The following is a 24034-nucleotide window of genomic DNA, read 5'->3' as shown; positions in this document are numbered from 1 at the left end:
AACACTATCCATTTCACATCTTCCATCAAACATCACAGCTAGTTTCCGAGTTCCGACATAAATTTAATTCGCATTAATTGAATTTCTTCTCGGGTATAATCAGTTTCACCAAGCTCATTAAGCGCTTCATCAATAGAATCGCTTTCAGCTGCTCGGAAATAGTCGAAAACTTCATCTTGCCTATCATCATCGATAACCTCATCTATAAAATAATTAAGATTTAGCTTGGTGCCTGAATTAACAATTGATTCTACTTCCTTTAAAATTTCCTCGTAAGTAATGCCTTTTGAATCGGCAATATCCTCCAAACCAATTTGTCTATCAATATTTTGAATGATAGAAACTTTCATTTGAGATTTATTTGCCTGCGTTTTGATAATTAAATCAATAGGGCGTTCAATATCGTTATCCTCAACGTATTTTTTAATTAATTCGATAAAAGGAGAACCAAATTTCATTGCTTTACCCGAACCAACACCAGAGATTTGTTTCAATTCTTCAGTTGTAATTGGATAATGTGTACACATTTCCTCCAGTGAAGGATCTTGAAAAACAACAAACGGCGGAACACTTTTCTGTTTGGCAATTTTCTTGCGCAAATCTTTAAGCAATTGCAATAAATGCGTATCCAAAGCACCTGTGCCTTGTTTTACATCATCTTCATCATCATCACCACCGGTTTCAAGAATTGGCTCGTTCAGTATAAATTTCAAGCTGTAAGGATTTGCAATAAATTCCTTTCCTTGCTTGGTCAATTTTAGTAAACCATAATTATCAATATCCTTAAAAAGAAAATTATTTAAAACTGCCTGGCGGATAACAGATTTCCAAAGTAATTCTCCATCTAACTTTCCAATGCCAAACTCAGGCAACTTACTTTGTTCGTAAGCGATTGTTTGAGCAGTTTCTAAACCTAAAAATACATTTAGTAAATGCGCATCATCAAACTTCTCTCCGCTTTTTTCAATAAATTTCAACAAAGTTGATAACTGTTCTTCAGCATCAAACTGCTTTTTAGGCTTCTTGCAATTATCACACATGCAATTACAACCTGTTTCATTAAAATTCTCGCCAAAGTAATGCAAAATCTGTTTACGACGGCAAACGCCAGATTCAGCATAATCAATTACTTCTTTCAGTATTTGAGTACCAATTTCACGTTCAGAAACTGGCTTGTCTTTCATAAACTTCGCAAGTTTATCTACATCTTTTTGAGCGTAAAAAGCAATACATACACCTTCACCACCATCACGACCAGCTCTACCAGTTTCCTGATAATAACCTTCCATACTTTTAGGCACATCGTGATGAATTACGAAACGAACATCAGGCTTATCGATTCCCATACCGAAAGCAATCGTAGCAACAATTACTTCAGCATCTTCCATTAAGAATTTATCCTGCGTTTCAGCCCTAACTTTAGGTTCCAAACCTGCGTGATAAGGCAAAGCGCTAATTCCGTTGAGGTTTAGAGCCTCCGCAACTTCTTCAACCTTTTTACGGCTAAGGCAATAAATAATGCCCGATTTACCCGGATTGGATTTGATATACTTTATAATTTCCTTCGTAATATCACGCTTCGGGCGGATTTCATAAAATAAATTAGGACGATTAAATGATGATTTGAATAAAGTGGCCTCAGACATACCAAGGTTCTTCATTATATCTTGTTGCACCTTTGGCGTAGCCGTGGCAGTTAAAGCAATAATTGGAATATTATTTCCTAACCCTGCTATAACTTGTTTAATCTTGCGATATTCCGGTCTGAAATCATGTCCCCACTCCGAAATACAATGCGCTTCATCAACAGCCACAAAAGAAATTTTAATCAAGTTTAAAAACTCAATATTATCTTGTTTAGCTAAAGATTCTGGAGCCACATAAAGTAATTTTGTGTGCCCGGCAAGTAAGTCAGATTTTACTTGGGTAATTTCAGATTTGTTAAGGGATGAATTTAGAAAATGAGCAATACTATCATTTCCACCAAAAGCCCGTAATTGGTCTACCTGGTTTTTCATTAAAGCGATTAATGGTGAAATAACAATTGCTGTTCCTTCGCTCATTAAAGCTGGTAATTGATAGCAAATAGACTTCCCTCCGCCCGTTGGCATAATAACAAAAGTATTATTGCCTTCTAAAATATTTGTGATGATCGATTCTTGATCACCCTTGAAATTATCAAACCCAAAAAAATTCTGCAGGTTATCAAATAACGACTTTTTCACGTCCATTTTGTGTAATAAAATATGCGATGCTATTTTTCTATCCAAAATAACATAATTTTACAAGAATTTCAATTATTAACACACAATTTTTTTCTCTTTGAAAAGTAAAAAATCAACTATAGAATCGGCAATAAGCACTCTTGAGTTAGAAGCAGCAGCAATTTTGAATGTTGCAAAAAATTTAGGAAGCGATTTTGAAAACGCCGTAACAAGTATATTAAAATGTAAAGGACGGGTTATTATCACCGGTATTGGTAAAAGTGCAATTATTGCTCAAAAAATTGTAGCCACATTTAATTCTACCGGAACACCTGCAATTTTTATGCATGCAGCTGATGCAATACATGGAGATTTAGGCATGATTCAGATTGATGATATCATAATCTGTATATCCAAAAGCGGCAATACACCAGAAATTAAAGTTTTGGCACCATTGCTTAAAAGTGCTGGTAATATATTAATTGGTATGGTTGGTGAGCTTAATTCATTTTTAGCACAGCAAGCCGATTTAATTTTAAATACATCTGTTGAAAAAGAGGCCTGTCCGCACAACCTTGCGCCAACAACAAGTACAACAGCCCAGCTTGTTATGGGCGATGCCTTGGCGATTTGCCTTTTGGAGCATAGAGAATTTAACGAACAAGATTTTGCAAAATACCATCCAGGTGGTTCGTTAGGTAAAAAACTTTATTTAAAAGCAAAAGATTTAGCATTGAGTAATGAAAAACCATCAATAAATCCAGATGCATCAGTTAAACAAGTATTAATTGAAATTAGTAAAAACCGTTTAGGCGCAGTTGCTGTTGTAGATTCTAGCAATACCATGCTTGGAATTATTACTGATGGAGATATCAGGAGGATGTTAGAAAACAATGTTGATATTACTTCCTTAAAAGCTGAAGATATAATGGGTAAAAACCCAAAAACAATTGATGTTGAATCACTTGCTGTAGATGCATTGGACATTATTAAAAAAAATAACATCACACAATTAATTGTTTTAGAACAAAATGCCTATTTTGGCATCATCCACTTACACGATTTGCTTAACGAGGGAATTGTGTGATTTTAAATCATCAAATGAATAAAAATTATTACGTACTCATCATGGCCGGCGGTGTCGGCAGTCGTTTTTGGCCGGTAAGCAGAACACAATACCCAAAACAATTTATAGACTTTTTTGGAATCGGAAAAACGCTTATTCAAAGCACTTACGAAAGATTCTTAAAAATTTGTCCACCGGAAAATATTTTTATCGTTTCGAACGAAATTTATACAGATTTAATTAAACAGCAATTACCCGAATTATCTGAAAATCAGATAATGGCTGAGCCATTGTTAAGAAATACGGCTCCCTGTATTGCTTATGGCTGCTTAAAGATTGCAGAATTAAATCCAAATGCCACTATTGTTGTAACGCCATCCGATCATACTATTGCTGATTTGCCAGCTTTTACAGAAACGATACAGCAATCTTTAAATGCTGCATCAGAAAATGATTGTTTAATTACCTTGGGTATAAAACCAAACCGACCAGATACAGGTTATGGCTATATCCAACATACAGACCATGTTTTAAATACAGATAAAGATTTGCATAAGGTTAAAACCTTTACAGAAAAACCAAATCTGGAACTGGCTAAATCATTTTTACAGAGCGGAGATTTCTTATGGAATGCAGGGATATTCATTTGGTCTGCAAAAACAATTTTAAATGCGTTTAGCAAGCATTTACCAGACATGTATGAAATATTTAATGCGGGTAGAAATGAATTGAATACGCCAAGAGAAAAAGCTTTTATTAATAATGCTTATCTGCAATGCACTAATATTTCAATTGATTTTGGAATCATGGAGAAGGCAGAGAATGTTTACGTGCTTCCTGCTGATTTTGGTTGGTCTGACTTGGGTACATGGGCTTCAATCTACGAAATGGCTGAAAAGGATTATGTTGGCAATGCCGTTATTCCTTCTGAGCAGGTTGTGATGTTCGACTCATCTAATTGTATGGTTAACGTACCGAAAGATAAACTTGTTATTTTGAATGGCTTACATGATTTTATTGTAGTTGAAAATAACAATACTTTAATGATTTGCCCAAGAGATGAGGAGCAGAAAGTTAAGGAGTTTGTAGCCGAAGTAAAATCTAGATTTGGCAATAAGTATATTTAATCTTTCAAGAAATTAATAATAACACCAATATCATTTGGTTCAAAAATCCTAACAGTTCTTAGTAATAAACTCTGAGAAAAGTTAGGATTTATTATGTTATATGCAACCTGATTAATTTTTAAGTCAAGTGTTGTAACATAAGCATCATACATATTTGGTAAAACTGTTGATAATGTAATTGCATTTAGCCAAGCCGTGCTACGAGCAGTTTGAATGCTAAAATTAATTACAGATTCTTTACTTTTATTATCCACATATTTTAGCATCCTCATCGGAGCACAAATCTCTTCCAAATCCTTTTGAACAATATTTATCAAACTACCAATAATATCATTTATCAAATCGAAATCTTTTCTTAATTGATGAATATCCGTTCCTTTTGCGGTTTCTGCTGCTGCGATTCCCAAATCCAAATTTATGTGGGCGTTCATCCCCAAAAGTAAATGCTGAATAACCGTAAGTTGTTGATTTGAACTTTCGAATGCGGTTTTCCACGAATTTGTGGTTAACTTCTTAGATGCTTGACAGTAGTACGCATCAATATATCGATTAGCGAAAATAACATCGAGCAATTCCATTCTTGCCCCATCTTCAAAAAGATTGTCTTGTATGCCTTTTTGAACTGCAAAGGTCATTTTTCGATAAAGACAAGCAAAATATCCAATTCTGGATTTAGAAGTTATGCTCTGGGCTATAATTTCATCTAATATCGAAATAACTTCAGCTATGGTTTTGGCTTTTTGCATGTGGGGCTAATCTTAAATAAAAATAGTAATAATTATTTAAGCCACCCCTACAGTAAATAACTAAACCCTTTGTCTTACAGCTTCGTATAAAATTACACCAGCTGCAACAGAAACATTTAAAGATTCAATTTTCCCAGCCATCGGGATTTTAGCGAGATGATCGGCTACACGTAAAAGGTCGTTAGAAATGCCTTCATCTTCCGAGCCCATCACAATTGCAGTTGGCATAGTATAATCTGGGTTGTAAATTAAATCGTTTGTTTTTTCGGTACAGGCAACAATTTGTAAGCCGCTATCTTGTAAAAACAAACAGGTTTTATGCAAATTAGCATGGCGGCAAATTGGAATATTAAATAGCGCACCTGCCGAAGTTTTAATGGCATCAGCATTTATTTGTGCTGCATTTTTTAAAGGAACAACTATTGCATGAACCCCTACACAAGATGCCGTACGAGCAATTGCCCCCATATTACGAACATCGGTAACGCTATCTAAAATTAAAATTAAAGGAGTTTCACCCTTTTCAAAGATAGCCGGAACAATGTCTTCGATATTTTGATAGGTAATTGGAGAAATTACTGCAATAACACCTTGATGATTCTTTTGTGTCATTCTATTCAATTTCTCAACCGGAACTGAATTTAGAGGAATCAAAGTATCTGTTAATAAAGATTTTAGCTCCAAAAACAAACCTCCGCTTAACCCACGTTGCAAATAAATGGTTTCAATATCTCGCCCTGCTTTTATTGCTTCAATTACAGCTCTGATACCAAATACAAACTCATTATTTTCTTTTACGCGTTGCGGTCTTCTAAAATTATCCATTATTCAAAATTGAGGTACAAAAGTAACCCAAATAATTTTCCTTATCCACATTTTGTTGTTTAAAAAAATATCAGATTGTCAAAATCGCGAGAAAAATTAAATTCTTTAGGTTTCAATTTGTTAGCAACTCCTAACAACTTATTAAAACAAGAGCTTAAACTTTTAACTACTTTTGTTCTATGAGTATGGATAACGAACAAGGCGGAAAGAACAGTATATCAGCAAGAAAAGCACGTTTAAACACAACAGTTAGCAATGCGGGTAAACTTCCACCACAAGCATTAGATTTAGAAGAAGCCGTTTTAGGGGCTCTGATGCTTGAAAAAGATGCTTTGTCGGCCGTTATTGATATCTTAAAACCCGAAGTTTTTTATCACGAAGCACACCAAAAGATTTTTGCAGCAATACACATGCTGTTCGAAAAATCAAAACCTGTTGATATTTTAACCGTAACAACCGAGTTACGCCAAATGGGAACTTTGGAAATGGTGGGCGGTGCTTATTACATTACTAACCTTACTAATCGTGTAGCTTCTGCTGCCAATATAGAATTCCACGCCAGAATTATCTCTCAGAAATATATTCAACGTGAGTTAATTCGAATTTCTACAGATATTATTACTAATGCTTATGAAGATACAACCGATATTTTCGACTTGTTAGACCATGCAGAGAAAGGTTTATTTGATATTGCCCAAAATAACTTGCGTAGAGATACGCAAAAAATGGACGATATTATTAAGCAATCTTTAGCTACGCTTGAGGAGTTAAGGACTAAAACAGATGGTTTAACCGGTGTTCCAACTGGTTTTACAGGCTTAGATAGAATTACGGGCGGTTGGCAAAAGCAAGATTTAGTAATTATTGCTGCTCGTCCGGCGATGGGAAAAACGGCTTTCGTTTTAACCTGTGCGAGAAATGCAACAGTAGATTTTGCAAAACCAACGGTAGTTTTCTCGTTAGAGATGTCTTCAGTTCAGTTGGTTAATCGTTTAATTTCCGGAGAAGCCGAAATTGAACAAGAAAAAATAAGAAAAGGAAATTTACAAGAGTGGGAATGGCAACAGTTGCACAGTAAAATTGGCCGTTTAACAGAAGCCCCACTCCTAATTGACGATACACCTGCCCTAAATATTTTCGAGTTCAGGGCAAAATGCCGGCGATTAAAATCTCAATACGATATTCAATTGGTTATTGTCGATTATTTACAGTTAATGCATGGAAAAGGCGAAGGAGGCAAAGGTGGCGGTAACCGTGAGCAAGAAATTGGTAGTATTTCGAGGGCATTAAAATCGGTAGCTAAAGAATTAGACGTTCCGGTTTTGGCACTGTCGCAGTTAAGTCGTGCGGTAGAAAGCAGACCAGGTTTGCAAGGAAAAAGACCAATGTTATCCGATTTACGTGAATCTGGTTCGATTGAGCAAGATGCCGATATGGTTTTATTCTTGTATCGCCCTGAATACTATGGAATTACAGAGGATGAACAAGGTCGCTCCCAAGCGGGTATTGGCGAGGTTATTATTGCTAAACACCGTAACGGTGAAACTGGAATTGTTCCCCTGAAATTCGTTGGTAAATTTGTTAAGTTTACAGATTTGGAAGAGGATTTTACAGCGCCAAATTCTTTCTCGAACGATAGTCCATCGGCAGGAATGTACCCTTCACAAGATTTTGAAAAGCAAAGCAACGTTATTATTCGTCCTTCAAAAATGGATGATTATAGTGATGACGACCCACCGTTTTAAAAAAAATAAAATAGTAAGAGAGATGTTTTTAACATCTCTTTTTTTATGCTTAATTATTTGAAAATGAAAATGCAGTAATCCTTTGGTTAAACCTGCCCTGCTCTACATTTTAGTTCCGTTAATGATTTTTAGTTTTTGGAAATTAGTGCCTCTGGGCCGTCATTTCCATCAGGTTAGATAAATTAGAATTGTCGAATTATTTAAGTTTCTTCCATTTCGATCAGAATATAAGAGCGTTTGTCATTGCGAGGCAAAAAGCAATCTTAAAACTATGGATTTGAATTGCGAAATGCGAAGATTGCTTCGTGCCTCGCAATGACGTATTGGCTGTGCAGGATTTGAAAATCTACTAATATTTACCGCAACAGACCTGATTTTATAAACCTGACATTGCGGATACCGGCCTTGAGTCTAAGGCCTGCAGGCGTATGAGCAAATGGCAGGACTAACATTTAATAGTAGAACTGCCACTGCTTTTCAAATAATTTTAGAAAAGATAACCAACCAATATACCGGCTAAAACAATCAATGGTGTACTTATTTTGGTAAAATTAAGCACTAAGAAAGTGATAATCATTATTGCTATGAAAAGCCAATTAAAACCTATCGGCACCAATAAAAGGATAAATGCTGCAAATATAAAACCAACACTAATGGCATTAATTCCAGATAAACTATGCCTTATCCTTGATATTTTTTTTAAATCATCCCAAAATGGAACAATGAATAATACTAAAATTAAACCTGGTAAATTTATTCCGATTACACCGATTACACCGCCTAAAATCTGACCACCAATACCATAACCGAAATTTTTCATACTTAATGAACCCAAATAACTTGTAAAAGAAAATGTTGGGCCGGGAAGTGCTTGTTGTAAAGCAAAGCCCGATAGGAAACCTGGCGCTTGCAAATAATGTTTCATCTCGACAAACTCGGTAAACATTAGCGGCACCAAAACTTGTCCGCCGCCAAAAACCAAGATTCCGTTACGGTAAAAATTTTCGAGCAAACGGATGGGTAAACTAAATGGCGAGGTCCTGTTTATAATTGCACCTATTAAGGCAAATAATAGCAATGCTCCTAGAAAATAAATGAGCTTTCGTGGATTAATATTTGAGAAAAGTTTAACCCTTAATTCGGTTTCTTCATGAGGCGTTTCTATTGCAGAAGAAATGATGCCACCAATTAAAATGGCCAGCGGAAAAACGTAAGCATTTTTTAACACTAAAGTTGCTACAACGGCAGCGAATGACAGAAAAATAGAAACTTGACTTGTCAAAACTTTTCTACCTAATTTAAAAGCACCATAAGCTACAATACCCAATGCAATTGGTTGGATGTATTCTAAAACATCTGCAAATTTTTGCTTCTGATCCAAAACCGCATAGCTAATTGCAGCAAATGTCATTATTGCTGCCGTAGGTAAAATCCAAATCAAAAAAGTAATAATTGCCAGTTTAATTTTCCCGACTTTCCAGGCAATACCAACGAGTGTTTGTGTGGACGCCGGACCCGGTAAAACCTGAGCCAAAGCGTTCAATTCCAACAATTCTTCTTCTGTAATGAACTTTGTATTATGAACAAAATATTTCAAAAGTAAAGCTAAATGAGCTGATGCACCACCAAATGATGTAAAAGTGAAAAAGACAACATTGCGTAAAAAGAGCAATTGTTTTTTTGACGATATAGGTTTTGTTTCCATTAAAAATTAAAAAACCTTGGTTTTAAATTAATCATCTTCATAGTCTAATCCGGCAGCCGAATTGTATGCGCCTTGTAATTCAGAAAAAGCATGCATATCTCTTTTATTGCGAGCCACAGTCATACCTTTTTGATAAATTTCGATGGCTTTTTCCTTCTGATTGTCCTTCTCTAACAACTTACCCAAGTGGTAGTATGTGCCCACATAATCTGGATGTTTTTCGGTTAGTTGAAGGTAAAAATTATAAGCTTTTTCTTTATCATTTTGATTGTTATACTCTGTAGCTAAGGCATATAGAATAAACGGATCGTTGGGTTCATTTTCTAAAAACTCTAATAACTTTACTAATCGGCTTGATGACATTTTATTTCCTTGCTTTTTTAATTAAATTTGCAGAAAGACCTAATATATAAATCTAAATAATTATGGGTTTTCATATGGATAAATCTAAATGAAAATCGCATAATACTTAAACCCAATTTAATACATATGAAAATATTAGTTTGTATCAGTAACGTGCCCGACACAACGACAAAAATAACTTTTACTAATGATAATACCGAATTCAATACGGCGGGCGTACAATATATTGTTAACCCTTACGATGAAATCGCATTGGCAAGAGCAATTGAATTAACTGAAAACGGTAAAGGAACTACAACTGTTATTAATGTTGGAGAAGCCGCTACCGACCCAACCATTAGAAAAGCTTTAGCAATTGGAGCTGATGATGCAGTTCGCGTAAACGCTGCTCCTCGTGATGCTTATTTTGTGGCTAAACAAATTGCAGAATATGCAAAAGATAAAGATTTCGACATCATTTTAACCGGTCGCGAATCAATCGATTACAATGGTAATCAGGTTGCTGCTATGGTTGGCGAATTTTTAGATATTCCATCAATTTCTATTGTAAAAAAATTAGATGCTGATGGAACTAGCGCAACAATAGAACGTGAAATTGAAGGCGGTAAAGAAGTTTTAACAGTTTCAGGCAAATTTGTTGCAAGTTGCGCTGAAGGTGTTGCTGAACCTAAAATTCCTAACATGCGTGGCATTATGAGTGCAAGAACAAAGCCATTGAATGTTGTAGAAGCAGTTTCTATTGAAGAAGTAACAAAAGTTGCCAAATATGAAACGCCTGCTCCTCGTGGAACAGTTAAATTAATTCCGGCAGAGCAAACAGCAGAGTTAATTAACTTGTTACACAGCGAAGCTAAAGTAATTTAATTCGCAAAAACCACAATCAAATTAAATAATTAAGTTAAACAATCCTGGTTAAGGATTTCAGAAATAAATATATGTCAGTATTAGTATATGTAGAACAAGCTGAAGGGAAATTTAAAAAATCAGTTTTCGAAGCCGTTTCCTATGCCAAAGCAATTGCCAACCAACAATCGACCAATTTAACTGCAATTTCTATTGGTGATGTTGCTGAAAGTGAGTTAAAAGAATTAGGTAAATATGGCGCTTCAAAAGTTTTAAATGTAAGCGCAGACCAGTTAAAAACTTTTGTAAACCAAGCTTATGCAAGCGTAATCGCAAATGCAGCCGAAAAAGAAGCTGCTGATATTGTTGTGCTTTCCAACTCATTCTCTGGTAAGGGTTTAGCGCCTCGTATTGCCGTAAAATTAAAGGCTGGTTTGGCAGATGGTGCTGTGGAATTACCAAGCACCGATGGAAAATTTTCAGTTAAGAAAACTGCGTTTTCTGGCAAAGCTTTCGCAATTACTGAGTTAACATCAGCAAACAAAGTTATTGCTTTAAACCCAAATGCTTTTGGCGTTAAAGAAAATGCGACTGATGCGACTATTGAAAACTTCACAGCTGATGTTAAACAATCAGATTTAGGCACTGTTATAAAAGACATTGTTAGAGCAACAGATAAAGTTTCTTTACCAGATGCAGAATTAGTTGTGTCTGCAGGTAGAGGCTTAAAAGGACCTGAAAACTGGGGAATGATTGAAGAGTTAGCAGGCTTGTTAGGCGCTGCAACTGCATGTTCTAAACCAGTTTCGGATGCAGATTGGAGACCACACTCAGAACACGTTGGACAAACTGGTATTGCAATTAGCCCGAATTTGTACATTGCGATTGGTATTTCTGGTGCAATCCAACATTTAGCTGGTGTAAGTTCATCAAAAGTAATTGTTGTCATTAACAAAGATCCAGAAGCACCTTTCTTTAAAGTTGCAGATTACGGTATTGTTGGCGATGCTTTCGAAGTTGTTCCGAAATTAATTGAAGCCTTAAAAGCACATAAAGGATAATATTTTACAGACCTTATAGGTTTTAAAAATCTATAAGGTCTTGCTGTAAACATGAAGAAAGTAAAATTAGACATTGTAGGATTATCTTACAGCCAAACTCAATCTGGTGCTTATGCTTTAGTACTTGGTGAAGTAAATGGCAGAAGACGTTTACCAATTATTATTGGCGCTTTTGAAGCACAGGCAATTGCCATCGAAATTGAAAAAATGACCCCGAGCAGGCCATTAACGCATGATTTATTTAAATCTATGGCTGAAACGTTCCACATTAATATTCAGGAAATTATTATTTATAATTTAGTTGATGGTGTTTTCTACGCTAAATTAATTTGTAGTGATGGAAAAAACACACACGAGATTGATGCCAGAACATCGGATGCGATTGCACTTTCTGTAAGGTTTAATGCAATGATTTATACTTACGAATTCATTCTTGCATCTGCCGGAATTGTGATTGAAGGTAACGATTTCCTTTTTCTGGAAAACATGGATGGTCTTGCAAAAGAACCAGACGCTGACACCATTCCAACTTCCACAAACCAGCAAGGCTTTTCAGATTTAACTGTTGATGAATTGCAACAAAAACTACAAGAAGCTATCGCTGATGAAGCTTATGAAAAAGCAGCCCGTTTACGCGATGAATTAAATAAAAGAGGAACATCTTAGTTTTTTTTAAAGATATATCTTTAAAAAATCATAGAAATTGAAATGAACCCAAATTGTTTGAAATAATTTGGGTTCATTTTTTAATTATATTTTAAAATAGTTCCTATATTCAGCCTTTACTTTCAAAATCAAACTAACTATATGATGAATGTTAAGTTTCGCTTAACTATAATGAGTTTCATGCAATTCTTTGTATGGGCTGCCTGGTTAATTACAATTGCAAATTATTGGTTTGGAACCAAACAGTGGGACGGTGCAGATTTTGGAATTATATTCTCTACAATGGGTATCGCTTCTCTTTTTATGCCAACCTTAACTGGCATACTAGCTGATAAGTGGATTAATGCAGAAAAGCTTTATGCAATTTTACATATCCTATACGCTGCAACAATGTTTTATCTGCCTCAAGTAGAAAATCCACATAGTTTCTTTTGGGTAATACTTGTAGCAATGTGCTTTTATATGCCAACAATTGCACTCAGTAATTCGATAAGTTACACAACATTGAAAAACAGCAATTACGATGTTGTAAAAAGTTTTCCTCCAATTCGTGTTTGGGGAACGGTTGGTTTTATTGCTGCCATGTGGATTACCAATTTAACTGGTAATAAGGCAAGCGCAAATCAATTTTACATAGCTGGTATTAGTGCCTTAGCATTAGGCCTATATTCTTTTACTTTGCCTGCTTGTAAGCCCTCAAATTTAATTAGTGAGAAAACCTCATTCATACAGAAATTAGGACTAGAATCTTTTAAACTTTTTGCCGATTATAAAATGGCTTTGTTTTTTGTTTTCTCTATGTTTTTGGGTGCAGCTTTACAATTAACCAACGCTTACGGTGATGTTTTTTTAGATGAATTTAAGTTGTTTCCAGTTTTTGCAGATTCATTTGTAATTAAGTATTCTACAATAATTTTATCCATATCTCAAATTTCTGAGACCTTATTTATTTTGGCCATTCCTTTCTTTTTGAAAAAATTTGGAATAAAATGGGTTATTGTAATTGCAATGTTTGCATGGGTACTGCGTTTTGGGTTATTCGCCTATGGCGATCCTTCTTCGAATTTATGGATGATTATTGTTTCGTGCATTGTTTATGGAATGGCCTTCGATTTCTTCAATATTTCAGGTTCATTATTCGTAGAAACTTCTACAACACCTAAAACCCGTTCATCAGCTCAAGGCTTATTTATGATGATGACAAACGGCTTCGGTGCTGTATTTGGTAGTTTAGTATCTGGTTTGATGATAAATAAATATTTCACAACCTATTATACTACAATTGATTCTTTATCAAAATATGTTAAAAGTGATGCAGACAATACACATTTACTTAAATTCTTGCAAAACAAAGGAATTAGCGTATTAGAAAATGGAAACCTGAGTAGAGCTTTAGATGTTAAAGACTGGCATAACATATGGCTTTCTTTCACCATTTATGTTTTAGTAATCGCTGTTGTTTTCGTTATTGTTTTTAAACACAAACACACCAAGGCAGAAGAAAAAGCTATCGAAGCAATTAGTCATTAACATCTCACAAAATCCTTTATGTCAGCAGGCAAGTACAGAAAAGAACATAATTGTTTAAACTGCGGCGCTAATGTCGAAAAGCATTATTGCAGCAATTGTGGTCAGCCAAATTTAGAATTAAATGAAAGTTTTTGGGGTTTTATAAGCCATAGCATTGCCCATTATTTTCATTTTGACAATAAATTTTTTCAAACGCTTACCCCCCTCCTTACTAAACCCGGACAAGTTACCCTTGATTATTTAGCTGGTAAAAGAGCGAGATACATCAATCCGGTAAGTATGTATATTTTTGTATCTATTGTTTATTTTTTGGTTGCTTATTCTCCGGAACATAAAAGTAAAAAATCCACTCACGAGGTCAAAACCACTGAAAAGGTTGATAGACGAAGTGTAATAGACAGTGCTGATAAAGAACTAACTGACGCAGGACTTAAGAAAACATCTCCTGCCCTTTTTAACCACGCCAAGAGGCAAATTTTAGAGGAGATTGATAAGGATGAATTTAAAAAGCTTTCTTTAAAAGAACAGAATATCACTTTATCAGAACTTAAAAAGCAATATAAAGCCAACGAATCAGATTCTTTAAGTGATATCATTAAGCAATATAACTCTATCCACATTAAGCGTAATGATAGCACTTACCAGGCATATCTTTCTCGTCAACAGCAGTTACCGATAACCCAAAGAGATAATTTTTTTGAACGAATGATGAAGAAACGTTCGATTACGATTGGTGAAAAATCTGAAATAATTGAAGAAACTTTAGAGCACAACAGACCAAAGCAGTACTTTCTACTCATGCCGCTATTGGCATTTTTTATTATGCTAAACTTCAGGAGGAACCACATTTACTACTTGGATCACCTGATTTTTACCATACATGGAATGACAGCCTATTTTATTGTATCTATAATTACCAAGCCACTTATCAAATATATTTTCGGAGCAAGTTCTATCATGTCAACCATTATAGAAATTGGATTGTACGTTTGGATTTGCTGGTATATGTTTAATGCTTTAAAAGTATTTTATCAGCGCAAAAAAGTAATAGGTAAAATGTTTATGATTTTTATTCTATATGCAATTGCACTTGCCTTTACAGAAATGGTTATGCTTAACTTAATCTATTACGTAGCAACATAGTTTTCAAAAATCAGAGCATAAAAAAACCAGGTTTTCTCAAACCTGGTTTTTTTATGTAATAATAAATTACTTTCTATCTTTAATACCAACGAAAGCTCTATCAGTTTCACCAACGTAAATTTGACGAGGACGACCAATTGGTTCTTTATTTTCATGCATTTCTTTCCATTGTGCAATCCATCCTGGTAAACGACCCAAGGCAAATAATACTGTAAACATTTCTGAAGGGAAACCTAAAGCACGATAGATAATACCTGAATAAAAATCTACGTTCGGATATAATTTTCTATCGATGAAATATTGATCTGTTAATGCTGCCTCTTCTAATTTTTTAGCAATTTCTAAAATCGGATCATCAATACCCAAGTTCTCTAAAATATCATCGCAAGCTTTTTTAATGATTTTTGCACGTGGATCGAAGTTTTTATAAACTCTATGTCCAAAACCCATCATACGGAACGGATCGTTTTTATCTTTAGCCTTAGCAATCCATTTTTCAGTATCACCACCATCAGCTTTAATTAGTTCAAGCATGTCAATCACTGCTTGGTTTGCACCACCGTGAAGCGGTCCCCAAAGTGCTGCGATACCTGCGGCAACAGAAGCGTATAGGTTACAATCAGATGAACCTACAATACGAACAGTTGATGCTGAACAATTTTGCTCGTGGTCTGCATGAAGAATCAATAATTTATTCATTGCGTTAACCACAATTGGGTTAACATCATAATCTTCTGTACGTTGTCCAAAAGTCATCCAAAGGAAGTTCGTAACGTAATCGTATTTATTTTTCGGATAGATAAGCGGATGACCTAAAGATTTTTTATAGATGAAAGAAACAATTGTAGGTAATTTAGCTAATAACTTAATAATGGTTAAATTCTGCGCTTCAGCTGTTTGATTTGGCTTTAAACATTCAGGATAAAATGTTGATAAAGAGAATATTAAAGAACCTAATTGACCCATTGGATGAGATTTTGATGGATAACCATCAAAAAACTTCTTCATATCCTCATGAATCAATGTATGCTTACTAATTTCACCTTGAAAATCATCAAGTTGTGCTTGAGTTGGCAATTCACCGTACACAATTAAATAAGAAACTTCCAAGAAACTAGATTTTTCTGCAAGTTCTTCAATCGAGTAACCTCTGTATTTTAAGATACCTTTTTCACCATCTAAAAAAGTTATTTTACTTTTTGTAGAGCCGGTGTTTTTAAAACCTGTATCTAAAGTTACAAAACCAGTTGAATCCCTTAGCTTAGAAATATCAATAGCCTTTTCATCTTCTGTTCCTGTAATTACCGGTAATTCAATTGTCTTACCATCAACTTTAATCTCTGCAATATCTGACATATTATTGTGTTGTGTTTATAGCTTTCTAAATTATATAAAATTAATATACATGCATAGCAAATCTGTTAAATTAATGTGAAATATTAGTCAATATGACGTAACAATCATGATTATAAATAACAGTTTGAAAGCACTATATTCCCTTGATTTCTTCTGTTACTCTACCGCACTCAAGCATTTCATTACCATAATAAGGATTTTTAATTTCCTTTTCTGTTGATAACCAATCACCACCATCCCCTTTATTAGCCATTGGGCAATGTTGTACATAAATTTTACCGCCTTTTAATGGTGTTGATTTAATAAAAGCAATTAAATCCATGCTTAATGCTGTAAAATCCTTACGTTGAAACTTTAGGTTATTCGTGGCGGCAATTTTTTCAGCGATACTTGCTGTGGTTTCACATCCTTCGTAATCAGCTAAGCTTTTTTGTAAACCCGAAGCTAATTTTTGTGCTTCAGCAGCATCCGATTTAACCAAGGCATCTTTTAATAAAACGTAATCAGTAAATATTTTTGCTTTTTTTACATCTTCAATAACTACTGTATTTTTTTTATCTGCTGTATTTACTGTTGAAGAATCTATTTTATCATCAGATTTTTTCTCTGCTTGATTGCAGGCCATTAAAACGCTAAGTATTGCTATTCCGAATATTTTTTTCATTGTATTTGGTTTTCGGCTCAAAATAGCAATTAAAATATTAAAATAATAAAAAAAGCCCCCGAAAATTTCGAAGGCTCTAAATATTATGATGTTCCTATTATAATTTAAAGTTGTATCCAATCCTTAAGGCATACTGTCCGGTTTTCATAAAGTATAAATCAGACGCGCTATTGTTCACATATCCTTCATACTTAACGCCAACTTCCAATCCATTGTTCCATTCGTACCCAAGTCCACCAGTGTAGATAAAGTTCATATTAGCACCATCTTTTAAAGCCAAACCTGTTCCAGCTCCTCCGGTTAAAAACATTCTATCTATCACGAATGCTTTAACACCACCCATCAAAGGAATAAATTCAAAATTTAATGGACTACCTTTCCATTTCAATTTAGTATAGCCACCTGATGCTGTAATTGCTACGTCTTTTGTTAAATCGTATTGCAATTTAATGTCGGCTCCATAACCATAATCCATTTCAGATTTATCTGGAAATAAGCCACCTTGCACGCCAACACCTATTTTAAAAGCCATTCCGTTATTGGTAGTCATTGTAGTGGTAGATGTTTGTGCCTTTAAGCTTCCTGTTGTAAAAATTGCAATTGCTGAAGCTACTGCAAAAATTTTTGTAATCGTTTTCATATTAGATTTTTTAAGTAAATAATTAAGGTTTTAGTTTATCTACGAAAACTGACATGAAATAGATTTTTTAATTATTGTTTTTATCGAATTTTCTGAAAATAAAAAAGCCCCTGATTTCTCAGAGGCTTTAAAATATGAAGCTTTTTATTATAGTGAGAAACCGTAAGCTAAACGAATACCGGCAAATCCGATACTTCCATTATTAGAATATCCCTCGTATTTAGCAGCAAGGTCTAAACCATTACTCCATGAATAACCAATAGCAGGAGAATAAACAAATGCTGTTCCAGCTCCTTTGTTCGTTCCAAAACCAGCGCCAAGTTCTGCTAAACCATAAGCACCAGATCCAGAATCGTTAAAGAAATATTTAGCACCCGCTTTTACAGGGATAATTCCAAAACTGCCACCACCGTAGGTATCTTTAATAGAGAAATTATTGTAACCAGCAGTTACTGGAATAGATAATTGTTTATCAACATTAAATTGATATCTGATATCACCACCTATAACTAAGCCATAACCAGTAGTTGTTCCAGCACCAACATTTAAGCCTATACCTAAATTTCTAGGTGCTGTTTGAGCATTAACATTTGTTGAGATAAATAACGCTACAGCAGCTGCTGATGTAGCGAGGATTTTAGTAATTGTTTTCATTATAAGATATTTATTTTTGGGTAATCAATATAGCTACAATGTTTACAAACCCTGTGCCAAACAAGTGACTTTAAGGCATTTTCGTAGACAAAACCGTCAAATTTAACTCACAAAATCTAAGTTGTAATTATTTGAAACCATTTTTAAAATTTGCTGTTTTAACTGATCGGTTTCTAGTTTAGCGTCCAGCCAATTTATCGAAACTCCATCCTTTTCCATCTTTCTAAAAAATGTATTTTGTCGCTTTGCAAATTGGCAGATTGCCGTGCCAAGTTTTAATTTCAGTTCATCTAAATTTAATTCGCCATTCAAATACATTACTATAAACTTATATTCCAATCCATAGAAAATTAAAGTAGCCTTATCTACTCCATCTGTAAGAAGTTGTTCAACCTCATCAATCATCCCATTTTGTAAACGGTAATCCAATCGTTTCAAAATATTCGAGCGTGTAATTTCAACTTCGTTCTTCAAACCGAAAACTAAAGGATTAAACTTTGGATATTCGTAATTAATTAATGTATTGTGGTTCAAGTATGCTCCTATTTCAATAGCTCTTATTAAACGTTTTTTTGATGATCGATCAACATTATTAGTCTGTTCCTTTGGATAGGTTTCCAACTTCAATATCAATTCTTCTTTGGAAAGCAAGTCAAGTTCATTTCTTAAATTCTCATCAACTGGAACTGCTGTATAAGGTTGGTTCTGTAAAACCGAATGAATGTACATTCCGGTGCCACCACAAAGTATTGGTAGTTTTTCTTTGGATGTTATTTTCTTAAAAGCAGTAAAAAAATCATTTTTAAAAGCATCAACATGGTATCGTTCACCAGGTTCTAAAATATTTATTAAGTGATGAGGTATTTCTCTGCCATTAATTAAATATTCGGATAAATCTTTTCCAGTGCCGATATCCATTTGTCTAAAAATCTGTCGGCTATCTGCGCTGATTATTTCACCATTTAATGCTTCCGCAACACGAACAGCAAGTTTGGTTTTGCCTGATGCCGTTGCGCCTAAAATAACTAGCAAAGGTTTTTCATCCATATTAAAATTTTAAGATAAATTTAATGCTTCCTGTATTAAAAACCGTTGGATGAGTTTTTGGATTTTCATCTTTTACTAAAGTTCTGGTAAGATTTTCATCTAATAAAAAAGTTTGAGGTTTGCTAAAAGAAACTTGCTCGAAGCCCAATTTTTGATAAGATGATCCAAAAGACCAATCTCTATCTGCATAACTCATTACATCATTTGGCTGGAGATTTTTACCAACATGCATGATTAATTTTGATAAACCACCGTTAACCGAAAAGCCAGCTTTTACCGCAAATCTTATCAATTCTATTGATTTATAATTTTGGGTATGGTTCATCTTCCTCAACGCAGAAAATGTAGCAACAGCAACTAATTCATTATTTGTGAAAAGACCAAATTTATAGCGACTGCTCACTGAGCCTTGCAAGTGATTTTCATTTAAAAAAGCATCTGCTTCGGGCTTAGTTATTTTTAAAACATTTGTTTTTCTGCCGTGAATTCTGGTATTTTTTCCTGTTAAGGATTTTATCCGTTCTATAACCTCAACTGGTTTGGTGGTAAAAACATCTTCCCAAAGGTGAATCAAGTTTAAATTATTGGAGTAAAATTTAGTTTGAAGTTCTATGAGATTTTCTGGCGTTTGAGCGGTACCAATTTCAACAAAGTTGATAATGAGTTTGCTGTTTTTAATGCCGATTAAAGTTAATTCTTTGTCATCAATAAAATCAAATTCAAAACCTTGGGCATTTAATTTTGAAGTTAAATCCTTAATCCAATTAAAGTTATGCGATTCAAAAACTTTGTTTTTCAATTAAGAGATTTATAATTTGTAGCTAAACACAGATTTTTCAGCTACAAATTTAGTTTTTCCATATCGAAAATGAGATTAAACCCACTCTTTTTCTTTGAAATGGATGTGAATAATTTCAACAAGCGTTCCGGTCTCTTTAAGTTTTTCTTCGTCTATGGCACTTATAACCAACCCAGATTTTTCATCGCCAAAACTAATTATATTTTGATTTGAAGCTTTAAATTCCTGAACATTTACCTTTAGTTCAACTTCACTTCCGTTTATATAAACACCTGCAAAAAAGCGCTCTGTAATTTTATCACCGTTAATTTCTATATTTTTCTCGCTATATAAATCGTAACCCGTTTCCGAGTTTTCGTGCACGGTATAACCTAAACTAGCATAAGGATGTAAGCTTGCTCTAATGGTTTGAAAAATTTCTACAAGGTCGGTTTTCATAGTTTATGTTTTTTTGAGATAAACAACCCGAAACCACTATTGTTTAAATTTTATCCATTACCACCATTTTTCATTTAAGTGTGCCTGTCCAACTGTAACTGTTTCACCAAGTTTTGGTGTAATTATCGGAAATTCTTTTTTTTCAGCAGCTTTTACAATTCTTTCAATTGGTTCGTTCCAGGGATGCATGGCCAAACTAAATTTACCCCAATGTACAGGCATTAAAAATTTGGTTTTTAAATCGATTGCTGCTTCAACGGTTTGTTCTGGAAACATATGGATATACGGCCATAGTTCATTGTACTGTCCGCATTCTAATAGCGCAACGTCAAATGGACCAAATTCATCACCGATGGCTTTAAAATGCGTGTCATAGCCAGAATCGCCGCCTAGAAATAATTTCGACGACGCAGTTTGTAAAACAAATGCCGACCAAAGCGTTTGATTTCGCTTAAACTTTCTACCCGTAAAATGTCTTGCTGGTACTGCGGTAAAACTAATTTCATCGAATAAATTAATAGATTGATTCCAGCACAATTCATTTATTTTATCGGTACTTATCCCCCACCTTTCTAAATGCGAACCTACACCAATTGATGAAACGATATGCTTCGCTTTTGGTGCAATCTTTAAAATGCTTTGGTAATCCAAATGGTCGTAATGGTCGTGTGTTATGAGCAGAACATCGATATTTTCAAAATCTTCGGCCTTAACAAAATCAGTGCCTTTAAAAGCTTTACTACCAATAAAAGAAAAAGGAGATGGTGTTTTACTAAAAACCGGATCGACAAGAACTCGAAGACCATCAATTTTTATTAAATAGGAAGAATGACCAAACCAAATAATTTCTGGAGCTGTACTTTTTTGAATATCGTTAATAGCAGGTTTTACAAACTTTAACGCTAGTGTAGGTGCTTTATTTGGTTGCTTTTGAAAAAGAAATGCACGCAATACTTTAAAGAAACTTACACCTTCAGGTTGCATTAAAGTAATCGACAAATTTTGTAAAGCACCATCTTTATAATTTGATAAATGGTGAATTGTGTCTAATCGTTTTCCTTTAGGTAAACGGCCGAAGACAGGCAGATTTGTAACGACAAGAAAGGATATTAAAAGTATTATTAAAATATATAAGGTAATCATAAAAATAATTATGCTACAAAAGTAGATTAATTTTAAGATTAAAAGTTATTGCTCAAAATTGCAGCAGCTTTAGATATATGTTTTATTGAAGCCGTTACAAAACGTTAAGTAACATAAATTTTAGGTAAGAAAAACCTCCCCAAAGATAAAATAACTGTTATTTAGACATTAAAATAAAATTAATTGCATCTAAATATTTGCAATGATGAGATAGATAATTTTCGTAATATTACATCGAAAAGATATTTCATATAGCTTTTAACCTAAATGCAATCGAAACCAACTACCATTAAGGAAATTGCCAAAATTTTAAATCTTTCACCGTCAAGCGTGTCAAGAGGACTGCATGACCATCCAAGTATTGGCGCAGTTACCCGGGAGAAAATTAAGGAACTTGCTAAATCTTTAAACTACGAACCCAATAATGCTGCGATTCTTTTTCAAAAAGGTAAAACCTATACAATTGGTGTTATTTTACCAGAATTAGCAGAGCACTTTTTTTCGACAGCCATTTCTGCTATTGAAGATGAAGCTTTGAAAAGAAATTACACAGTAATTTTTGCTCAATCGCATGATAATTTTGAGAAAGAATTGAAGTTGGTTGATAAGATGAAAAATCAGCGTGTGGATGGTTTATTGGTTTCAATTACAAAAGATACTTCTACTTTTGAGCACTTTGAAAAATTGAAAGCTTTTAATATTCCGGTTGTGTTTTTTGATAGAATTCCACCTGTTAAAAATGTACATTATGTTGCTTGTACTTTGGAAAATGCTACTATAAAAGCTGTTAATTATTTATTGAAGAAAGGCCATAGAACCATAGGTATGATTAATGGTCCTTCTACCCTTTTTGCTAGTGGCGAACGTAAAGACGGTTATATGCAAGCCATTAATTTTAATCGTTTAAAATACGATCCATCATTGGTTATTAATTGTGATTTAACTGAAAAAGGTACAATTGTAGCCGCAGAACAACTTATTAATCACAAAAGAAAACCTTCTGCAATCGTTGCTTTTAACGATTATGTTGCCCTGTTTCTGATTAAATATCTTAAAAAACAAAACCTTGCCGATAAAATTGACATTGTGAGTTACGCAAACTTACCATTGATGGATTATCTTGATTATTCACCAATTGCTTCTGTAGAGCAATATCCATATCAACAAGGACAAAAAGCAGCGAACATATTGCTTGATTTGATTAGCAACCCGAATGCAGAAAACCAGGCTTTTTACAACACGCTTGTCGAATCTGAATTGGTGGTAAATGAAAAATAACTTAAGATTTATTTAGATTTCCCGGAAGGATACTAAACTTCTTTTTAAATGCTGCTGTAAAATGCTGAGGGTTTTTATAGCCGACCAAAAAAGCAACTTCACCAACGCTTTTAAATTCTTTTGAAAGTAATTCGTAGGCTTTTTCCATCCTAATTTCGTATAAATAACCAAAAACTGTGTTACCGATAATTTCTCTGAAGCCTTTTTTTAATTTATAATCATTAATTCCAACCTTCCGGGAAAGTTCTATCAAGGAAAAGGGAATCCGAAAGTTAGCTTCAATTAATTGCTTGGCATTTAGAATTTTATCAACATCATCTCTCTTCATCGAAAAGCTTTGCTTCGGCTTAGATTTATTGATAAAAAGTATAAGTAACTGATAAATTTTTGCCTTTAGATGTAGTTTCTCAATTCTTGGATTAATTTTATCGTCAAATAAATCCATCAAAATAGAGGTCACCTCCGGAAATGGATTTAAAGAAGAAAAGGCTTCTACATCATCAGAAAAATTAGCTCCGGTAAGATTGTGATAATAATCCTTTGTAAATCGCAATACGATATACTCAGCCTTTCCATTAATGCTAAATAATAAATTATCTAAGTCATGATTGAAAACAATGTGTTCATTTTTCATCAGCGCTTGATTTGAAAAATGCTCCTCATTCTGATATTTTAAACTTCCATCTAAACAGAAAACAAAGCCTATGCTTCCAGAAATATCCTTTAGCACAAATTCACTTTTTCTAATTGCAATTAGTCTGTTAAGCGCAATTTGAACCCCGTCACAAAATATTTCATCCCTGGTAAAAGTGTAATTTTCACTATTAAATCGATGATTATTTCTCTCGATACCATCATAATTTTCTGGATTATTCATAGCAACGTTTTGATAAACAACGTTATTCGTATCTACTTCTGAAATTCTAATATTCATTATTACGCTTGCAAATCAATATCACTATAGAGATTATTTAGAATAATTCTTAATAAT

23 protein-coding genes are annotated in these 24034 nt (G+C 34.1%); 9 read left to right on the top strand and 14 right to left on the bottom strand.

What is annotated here, in order from left to right:
- Positions 1-38: 38 nt before the first annotated feature.
- On the bottom strand, positions 39-2231 hold the full coding sequence (recQ, locus tag R2Q16_RS11010; protein ID WP_316737667.1) for a DNA helicase RecQ: 2193 nt from the start codon (positions 2229-2231) through the stop codon (positions 39-41).
- Positions 2232-2322: 91 nt separating this feature from the next.
- Here recQ and R2Q16_RS11005 point away from each other — a divergent pair, with 91 nt between their 5' ends.
- Entirely contained in the window at positions 2323-3291 is a 969-nt protein-coding gene (locus R2Q16_RS11005; protein ID WP_316737069.1) for a KpsF/GutQ family sugar-phosphate isomerase, read from the top strand.
- A 14-nt stretch (positions 3292-3305) separates the two neighbouring features.
- Positions 3306-4397 (top strand): mannose-1-phosphate guanylyltransferase, encoded by a 1092-nt coding sequence (locus tag R2Q16_RS11000; RefSeq protein ID WP_316737067.1) that lies wholly within the window; start codon positions 3306-3308, stop codon positions 4395-4397.
- On the opposite strand, the gene R2Q16_RS10995 is transcribed toward R2Q16_RS11000, so the two are convergent.
- Together R2Q16_RS10995 and rlmB are read right to left on the bottom strand one after the other, a co-directional pair.
- On the bottom strand, positions 4394-5143 hold the full coding sequence (locus tag R2Q16_RS10995; RefSeq protein ID WP_316737066.1) for a DUF5995 family protein: 750 nt from the start codon (positions 5141-5143) through the stop codon (positions 4394-4396). The genes R2Q16_RS11000 and R2Q16_RS10995 overlap by 4 nt on opposite strands.
- A gap of 60 nt (positions 5144-5203) precedes the next feature.
- A complete protein-coding gene (gene rlmB / locus R2Q16_RS10990) occupies positions 5204-5968 on the bottom strand; it encodes a 23S rRNA (guanosine(2251)-2'-O)-methyltransferase RlmB (RefSeq protein WP_316737065.1) in 765 nt (254 codons plus the stop codon).
- Between the two features lie 179 nt (positions 5969-6147).
- Between rlmB and dnaB the strand changes: the two genes are divergently transcribed.
- Entirely contained in the window at positions 6148-7713 is a 1566-nt protein-coding gene (dnaB, locus tag R2Q16_RS10985; RefSeq protein ID WP_316737063.1) for a replicative DNA helicase, read from the top strand.
- A 487-nt stretch (positions 7714-8200) separates the two neighbouring features.
- On the opposite strand, the gene chrA is transcribed toward dnaB, so the two are convergent.
- Both chrA and R2Q16_RS10975 read right to left on the bottom strand, forming a co-directional pair.
- Positions 8201-9418 (bottom strand): chromate efflux transporter, encoded by a 1218-nt coding sequence (gene chrA / locus R2Q16_RS10980; RefSeq protein ID WP_316737061.1) that lies wholly within the window; start codon positions 9416-9418, stop codon positions 8201-8203.
- Positions 9419-9445: 27 nt separating this feature from the next.
- On the bottom strand, positions 9446-9781 hold the full coding sequence (locus R2Q16_RS10975) for a tetratricopeptide repeat protein (protein ID WP_316737059.1): 336 nt from the start codon (positions 9779-9781) through the stop codon (positions 9446-9448).
- Between the two features lie 126 nt (positions 9782-9907).
- Here R2Q16_RS10975 and R2Q16_RS10970 point away from each other — a divergent pair, with 126 nt between their 5' ends.
- From R2Q16_RS10970 to R2Q16_RS10950, 5 genes are all read left to right on the top strand, one after another.
- A complete protein-coding gene (locus tag R2Q16_RS10970; protein WP_316737057.1) occupies positions 9908-10645 on the top strand; it encodes an electron transfer flavoprotein subunit beta/FixA family protein in 738 nt (245 codons plus the stop codon).
- 71 nt (positions 10646-10716) lie between these two features.
- The gene (locus R2Q16_RS10965) at positions 10717-11685 is read left to right on the top strand and encodes an electron transfer flavoprotein subunit alpha/FixB family protein (protein WP_316737055.1); all 969 of its coding nucleotides are present in this window, start codon (positions 10717-10719) and stop codon (positions 11683-11685) included.
- 51 nt (positions 11686-11736) lie between these two features.
- Complete coding sequence (locus tag R2Q16_RS10960) at positions 11737-12351, top strand: bifunctional nuclease family protein (RefSeq protein ID WP_316737053.1); 615 nt, start codon at positions 11737-11739, stop codon at positions 12349-12351.
- A 141-nt stretch (positions 12352-12492) separates the two neighbouring features.
- Positions 12493-13881 carry a nucleoside permease gene (locus tag R2Q16_RS10955; protein ID WP_410478160.1) on the top strand — a complete coding sequence of 463 codons (1389 nt, stop codon included), beginning with the start codon at positions 12493-12495 and terminating at the stop codon, positions 13879-13881.
- A gap of 18 nt (positions 13882-13899) precedes the next feature.
- On the top strand, positions 13900-15024 hold the full coding sequence (locus R2Q16_RS10950) for a DUF3667 domain-containing protein (RefSeq protein ID WP_316737050.1): 1125 nt from the start codon (positions 13900-13902) through the stop codon (positions 15022-15024).
- Positions 15025-15090: 66 nt separating this feature from the next.
- On the opposite strand, the gene R2Q16_RS10945 is transcribed toward R2Q16_RS10950, so the two are convergent.
- The 8 genes from R2Q16_RS10945 to R2Q16_RS10910 all read right to left on the bottom strand — a co-directional run bounded on the left by R2Q16_RS10945 (position 15091) and on the right by R2Q16_RS10910 (position 21765).
- Positions 15091-16380, bottom strand: coding sequence for a citrate synthase (locus R2Q16_RS10945; RefSeq protein ID WP_316737048.1), 1290 nt, complete (start codon positions 16378-16380; stop codon positions 15091-15093).
- 133 nt (positions 16381-16513) lie between these two features.
- Complete coding sequence (locus tag R2Q16_RS10940; protein WP_316737046.1) at positions 16514-17044, bottom strand: DUF3347 domain-containing protein; 531 nt, start codon at positions 17042-17044, stop codon at positions 16514-16516.
- 97 nt (positions 17045-17141) lie between these two features.
- Positions 17142-17684, bottom strand: coding sequence for a hypothetical protein (locus R2Q16_RS10935; RefSeq protein ID WP_316737043.1), 543 nt, complete (start codon positions 17682-17684; stop codon positions 17142-17144).
- Positions 17685-17831: 147 nt separating this feature from the next.
- Entirely contained in the window at positions 17832-18338 is a 507-nt protein-coding gene (locus R2Q16_RS10930) for a hypothetical protein (protein WP_316737041.1), read from the bottom strand.
- Positions 18339-18440: 102 nt separating this feature from the next.
- Positions 18441-19385, bottom strand: coding sequence for a tRNA (adenosine(37)-N6)-dimethylallyltransferase MiaA (gene miaA, locus R2Q16_RS10925; RefSeq protein ID WP_316737039.1), 945 nt, complete (start codon positions 19383-19385; stop codon positions 18441-18443).
- A gap of 1 nt (position 19386) precedes the next feature.
- Complete coding sequence (locus R2Q16_RS10920; protein WP_316737038.1) at positions 19387-20184, bottom strand: hypothetical protein; 798 nt, start codon at positions 20182-20184, stop codon at positions 19387-19389.
- Positions 20185-20259: 75 nt separating this feature from the next.
- Positions 20260-20622 (bottom strand): hypothetical protein, encoded by a 363-nt coding sequence (locus tag R2Q16_RS10915; protein WP_316737037.1) that lies wholly within the window; start codon positions 20620-20622, stop codon positions 20260-20262.
- A gap of 57 nt (positions 20623-20679) precedes the next feature.
- Positions 20680-21765 (bottom strand): MBL fold metallo-hydrolase, encoded by a 1086-nt coding sequence (locus R2Q16_RS10910; RefSeq protein ID WP_316737036.1) that lies wholly within the window; start codon positions 21763-21765, stop codon positions 20680-20682.
- Between the two features lie 267 nt (positions 21766-22032).
- On the opposite strand from R2Q16_RS10910, the gene R2Q16_RS10905 reads away from it, so the two are divergent.
- Positions 22033-23043: a LacI family DNA-binding transcriptional regulator gene (locus R2Q16_RS10905; RefSeq protein WP_316737035.1), complete on the top strand. Its 1011-nt coding sequence runs from the start codon at positions 22033-22035 to the stop codon at positions 23041-23043.
- A 1-nt stretch (position 23044) separates the two neighbouring features.
- Here R2Q16_RS10905 and R2Q16_RS10900 read toward each other — a convergent pair whose 3' ends face one another.
- Entirely contained in the window at positions 23045-23977 is a 933-nt protein-coding gene (locus R2Q16_RS10900) for an AraC family transcriptional regulator (protein ID WP_316737033.1), read from the bottom strand.
- Positions 23978-24034 lie beyond the last annotated feature (57 nt).

Origin of the sequence: Pedobacter aquatilis, from assembly GCF_032678425.1 — a bacterium.
Classification (GTDB): Bacteria; Bacteroidota; Bacteroidia; order Sphingobacteriales; family Sphingobacteriaceae; genus Pedobacter; species Pedobacter aquatilis_B.
Note: the sequence above shows the minus strand (reverse complement) of the source record. Positions and strands in the feature narration are given on the sequence as shown.

Coding starts and splice junctions, on each gene's coding strand:
- recQ (WP_316737667.1), bottom strand. CDS start 2,231: ATGGACGTGAAAAAGTCGTTATTTGATAACCTGCAGAATTTTTTTGGG.
- R2Q16_RS11000 (WP_316737067.1), top strand. CDS start 3,306: ATGAATAAAAATTATTACGTACTCATCATGGCCGGCGGTGTCGGCAGT.
- R2Q16_RS10995 (WP_316737066.1), bottom strand. CDS start 5,143: ATGCAAAAAGCCAAAACCATAGCTGAAGTTATTTCGATATTAGATGAA.
- rlmB (WP_316737065.1), bottom strand. CDS start 5,968: ATGGATAATTTTAGAAGACCGCAACGCGTAAAAGAAAATAATGAGTTT.
- dnaB (WP_316737063.1), top strand. CDS start 6,148: ATGAGTATGGATAACGAACAAGGCGGAAAGAACAGTATATCAGCAAGA.
- chrA (WP_316737061.1), bottom strand. CDS start 9,418: ATGGAAACAAAACCTATATCGTCAAAAAAACAATTGCTCTTTTTACGC.
- R2Q16_RS10975 (WP_316737059.1), bottom strand. CDS start 9,781: ATGTCATCAAGCCGATTAGTAAAGTTATTAGAGTTTTTAGAAAATGAA.
- R2Q16_RS10970 (WP_316737057.1), top strand. CDS start 9,908: ATGAAAATATTAGTTTGTATCAGTAACGTGCCCGACACAACGACAAAA.
- R2Q16_RS10965 (WP_316737055.1), top strand. CDS start 10,717: ATGTCAGTATTAGTATATGTAGAACAAGCTGAAGGGAAATTTAAAAAA.
- R2Q16_RS10960 (WP_316737053.1), top strand. CDS start 11,737: ATGAAGAAAGTAAAATTAGACATTGTAGGATTATCTTACAGCCAAACT.
- R2Q16_RS10955 (WP_410478160.1), top strand. CDS start 12,493: ATGATGAATGTTAAGTTTCGCTTAACTATAATGAGTTTCATGCAATTC.
- R2Q16_RS10950 (WP_316737050.1), top strand. CDS start 13,900: ATGTCAGCAGGCAAGTACAGAAAAGAACATAATTGTTTAAACTGCGGC.
- R2Q16_RS10945 (WP_316737048.1), bottom strand. CDS start 16,380: ATGTCAGATATTGCAGAGATTAAAGTTGATGGTAAGACAATTGAATTA.
- R2Q16_RS10940 (WP_316737046.1), bottom strand. CDS start 17,044: ATGAAAAAAATATTCGGAATAGCAATACTTAGCGTTTTAATGGCCTGC.
- R2Q16_RS10935 (WP_316737043.1), bottom strand. CDS start 17,684: ATGAAAACGATTACAAAAATTTTTGCAGTAGCTTCAGCAATTGCAATT.
- R2Q16_RS10930 (WP_316737041.1), bottom strand. CDS start 18,338: ATGAAAACAATTACTAAAATCCTCGCTACATCAGCAGCTGCTGTAGCG.
- miaA (WP_316737039.1), bottom strand. CDS start 19,385: ATGGATGAAAAACCTTTGCTAGTTATTTTAGGCGCAACGGCATCAGGC.
- R2Q16_RS10915 (WP_316737037.1), bottom strand. CDS start 20,622: ATGAAAACCGACCTTGTAGAAATTTTTCAAACCATTAGAGCAAGCTTA.
- R2Q16_RS10910 (WP_316737036.1), bottom strand. CDS start 21,765: ATGATTACCTTATATATTTTAATAATACTTTTAATATCCTTTCTTGTC.
- R2Q16_RS10905 (WP_316737035.1), top strand. CDS start 22,033: ATGCAATCGAAACCAACTACCATTAAGGAAATTGCCAAAATTTTAAAT.
- R2Q16_RS10900 (WP_316737033.1), bottom strand. CDS start 23,977: ATGAATATTAGAATTTCAGAAGTAGATACGAATAACGTTGTTTATCAA.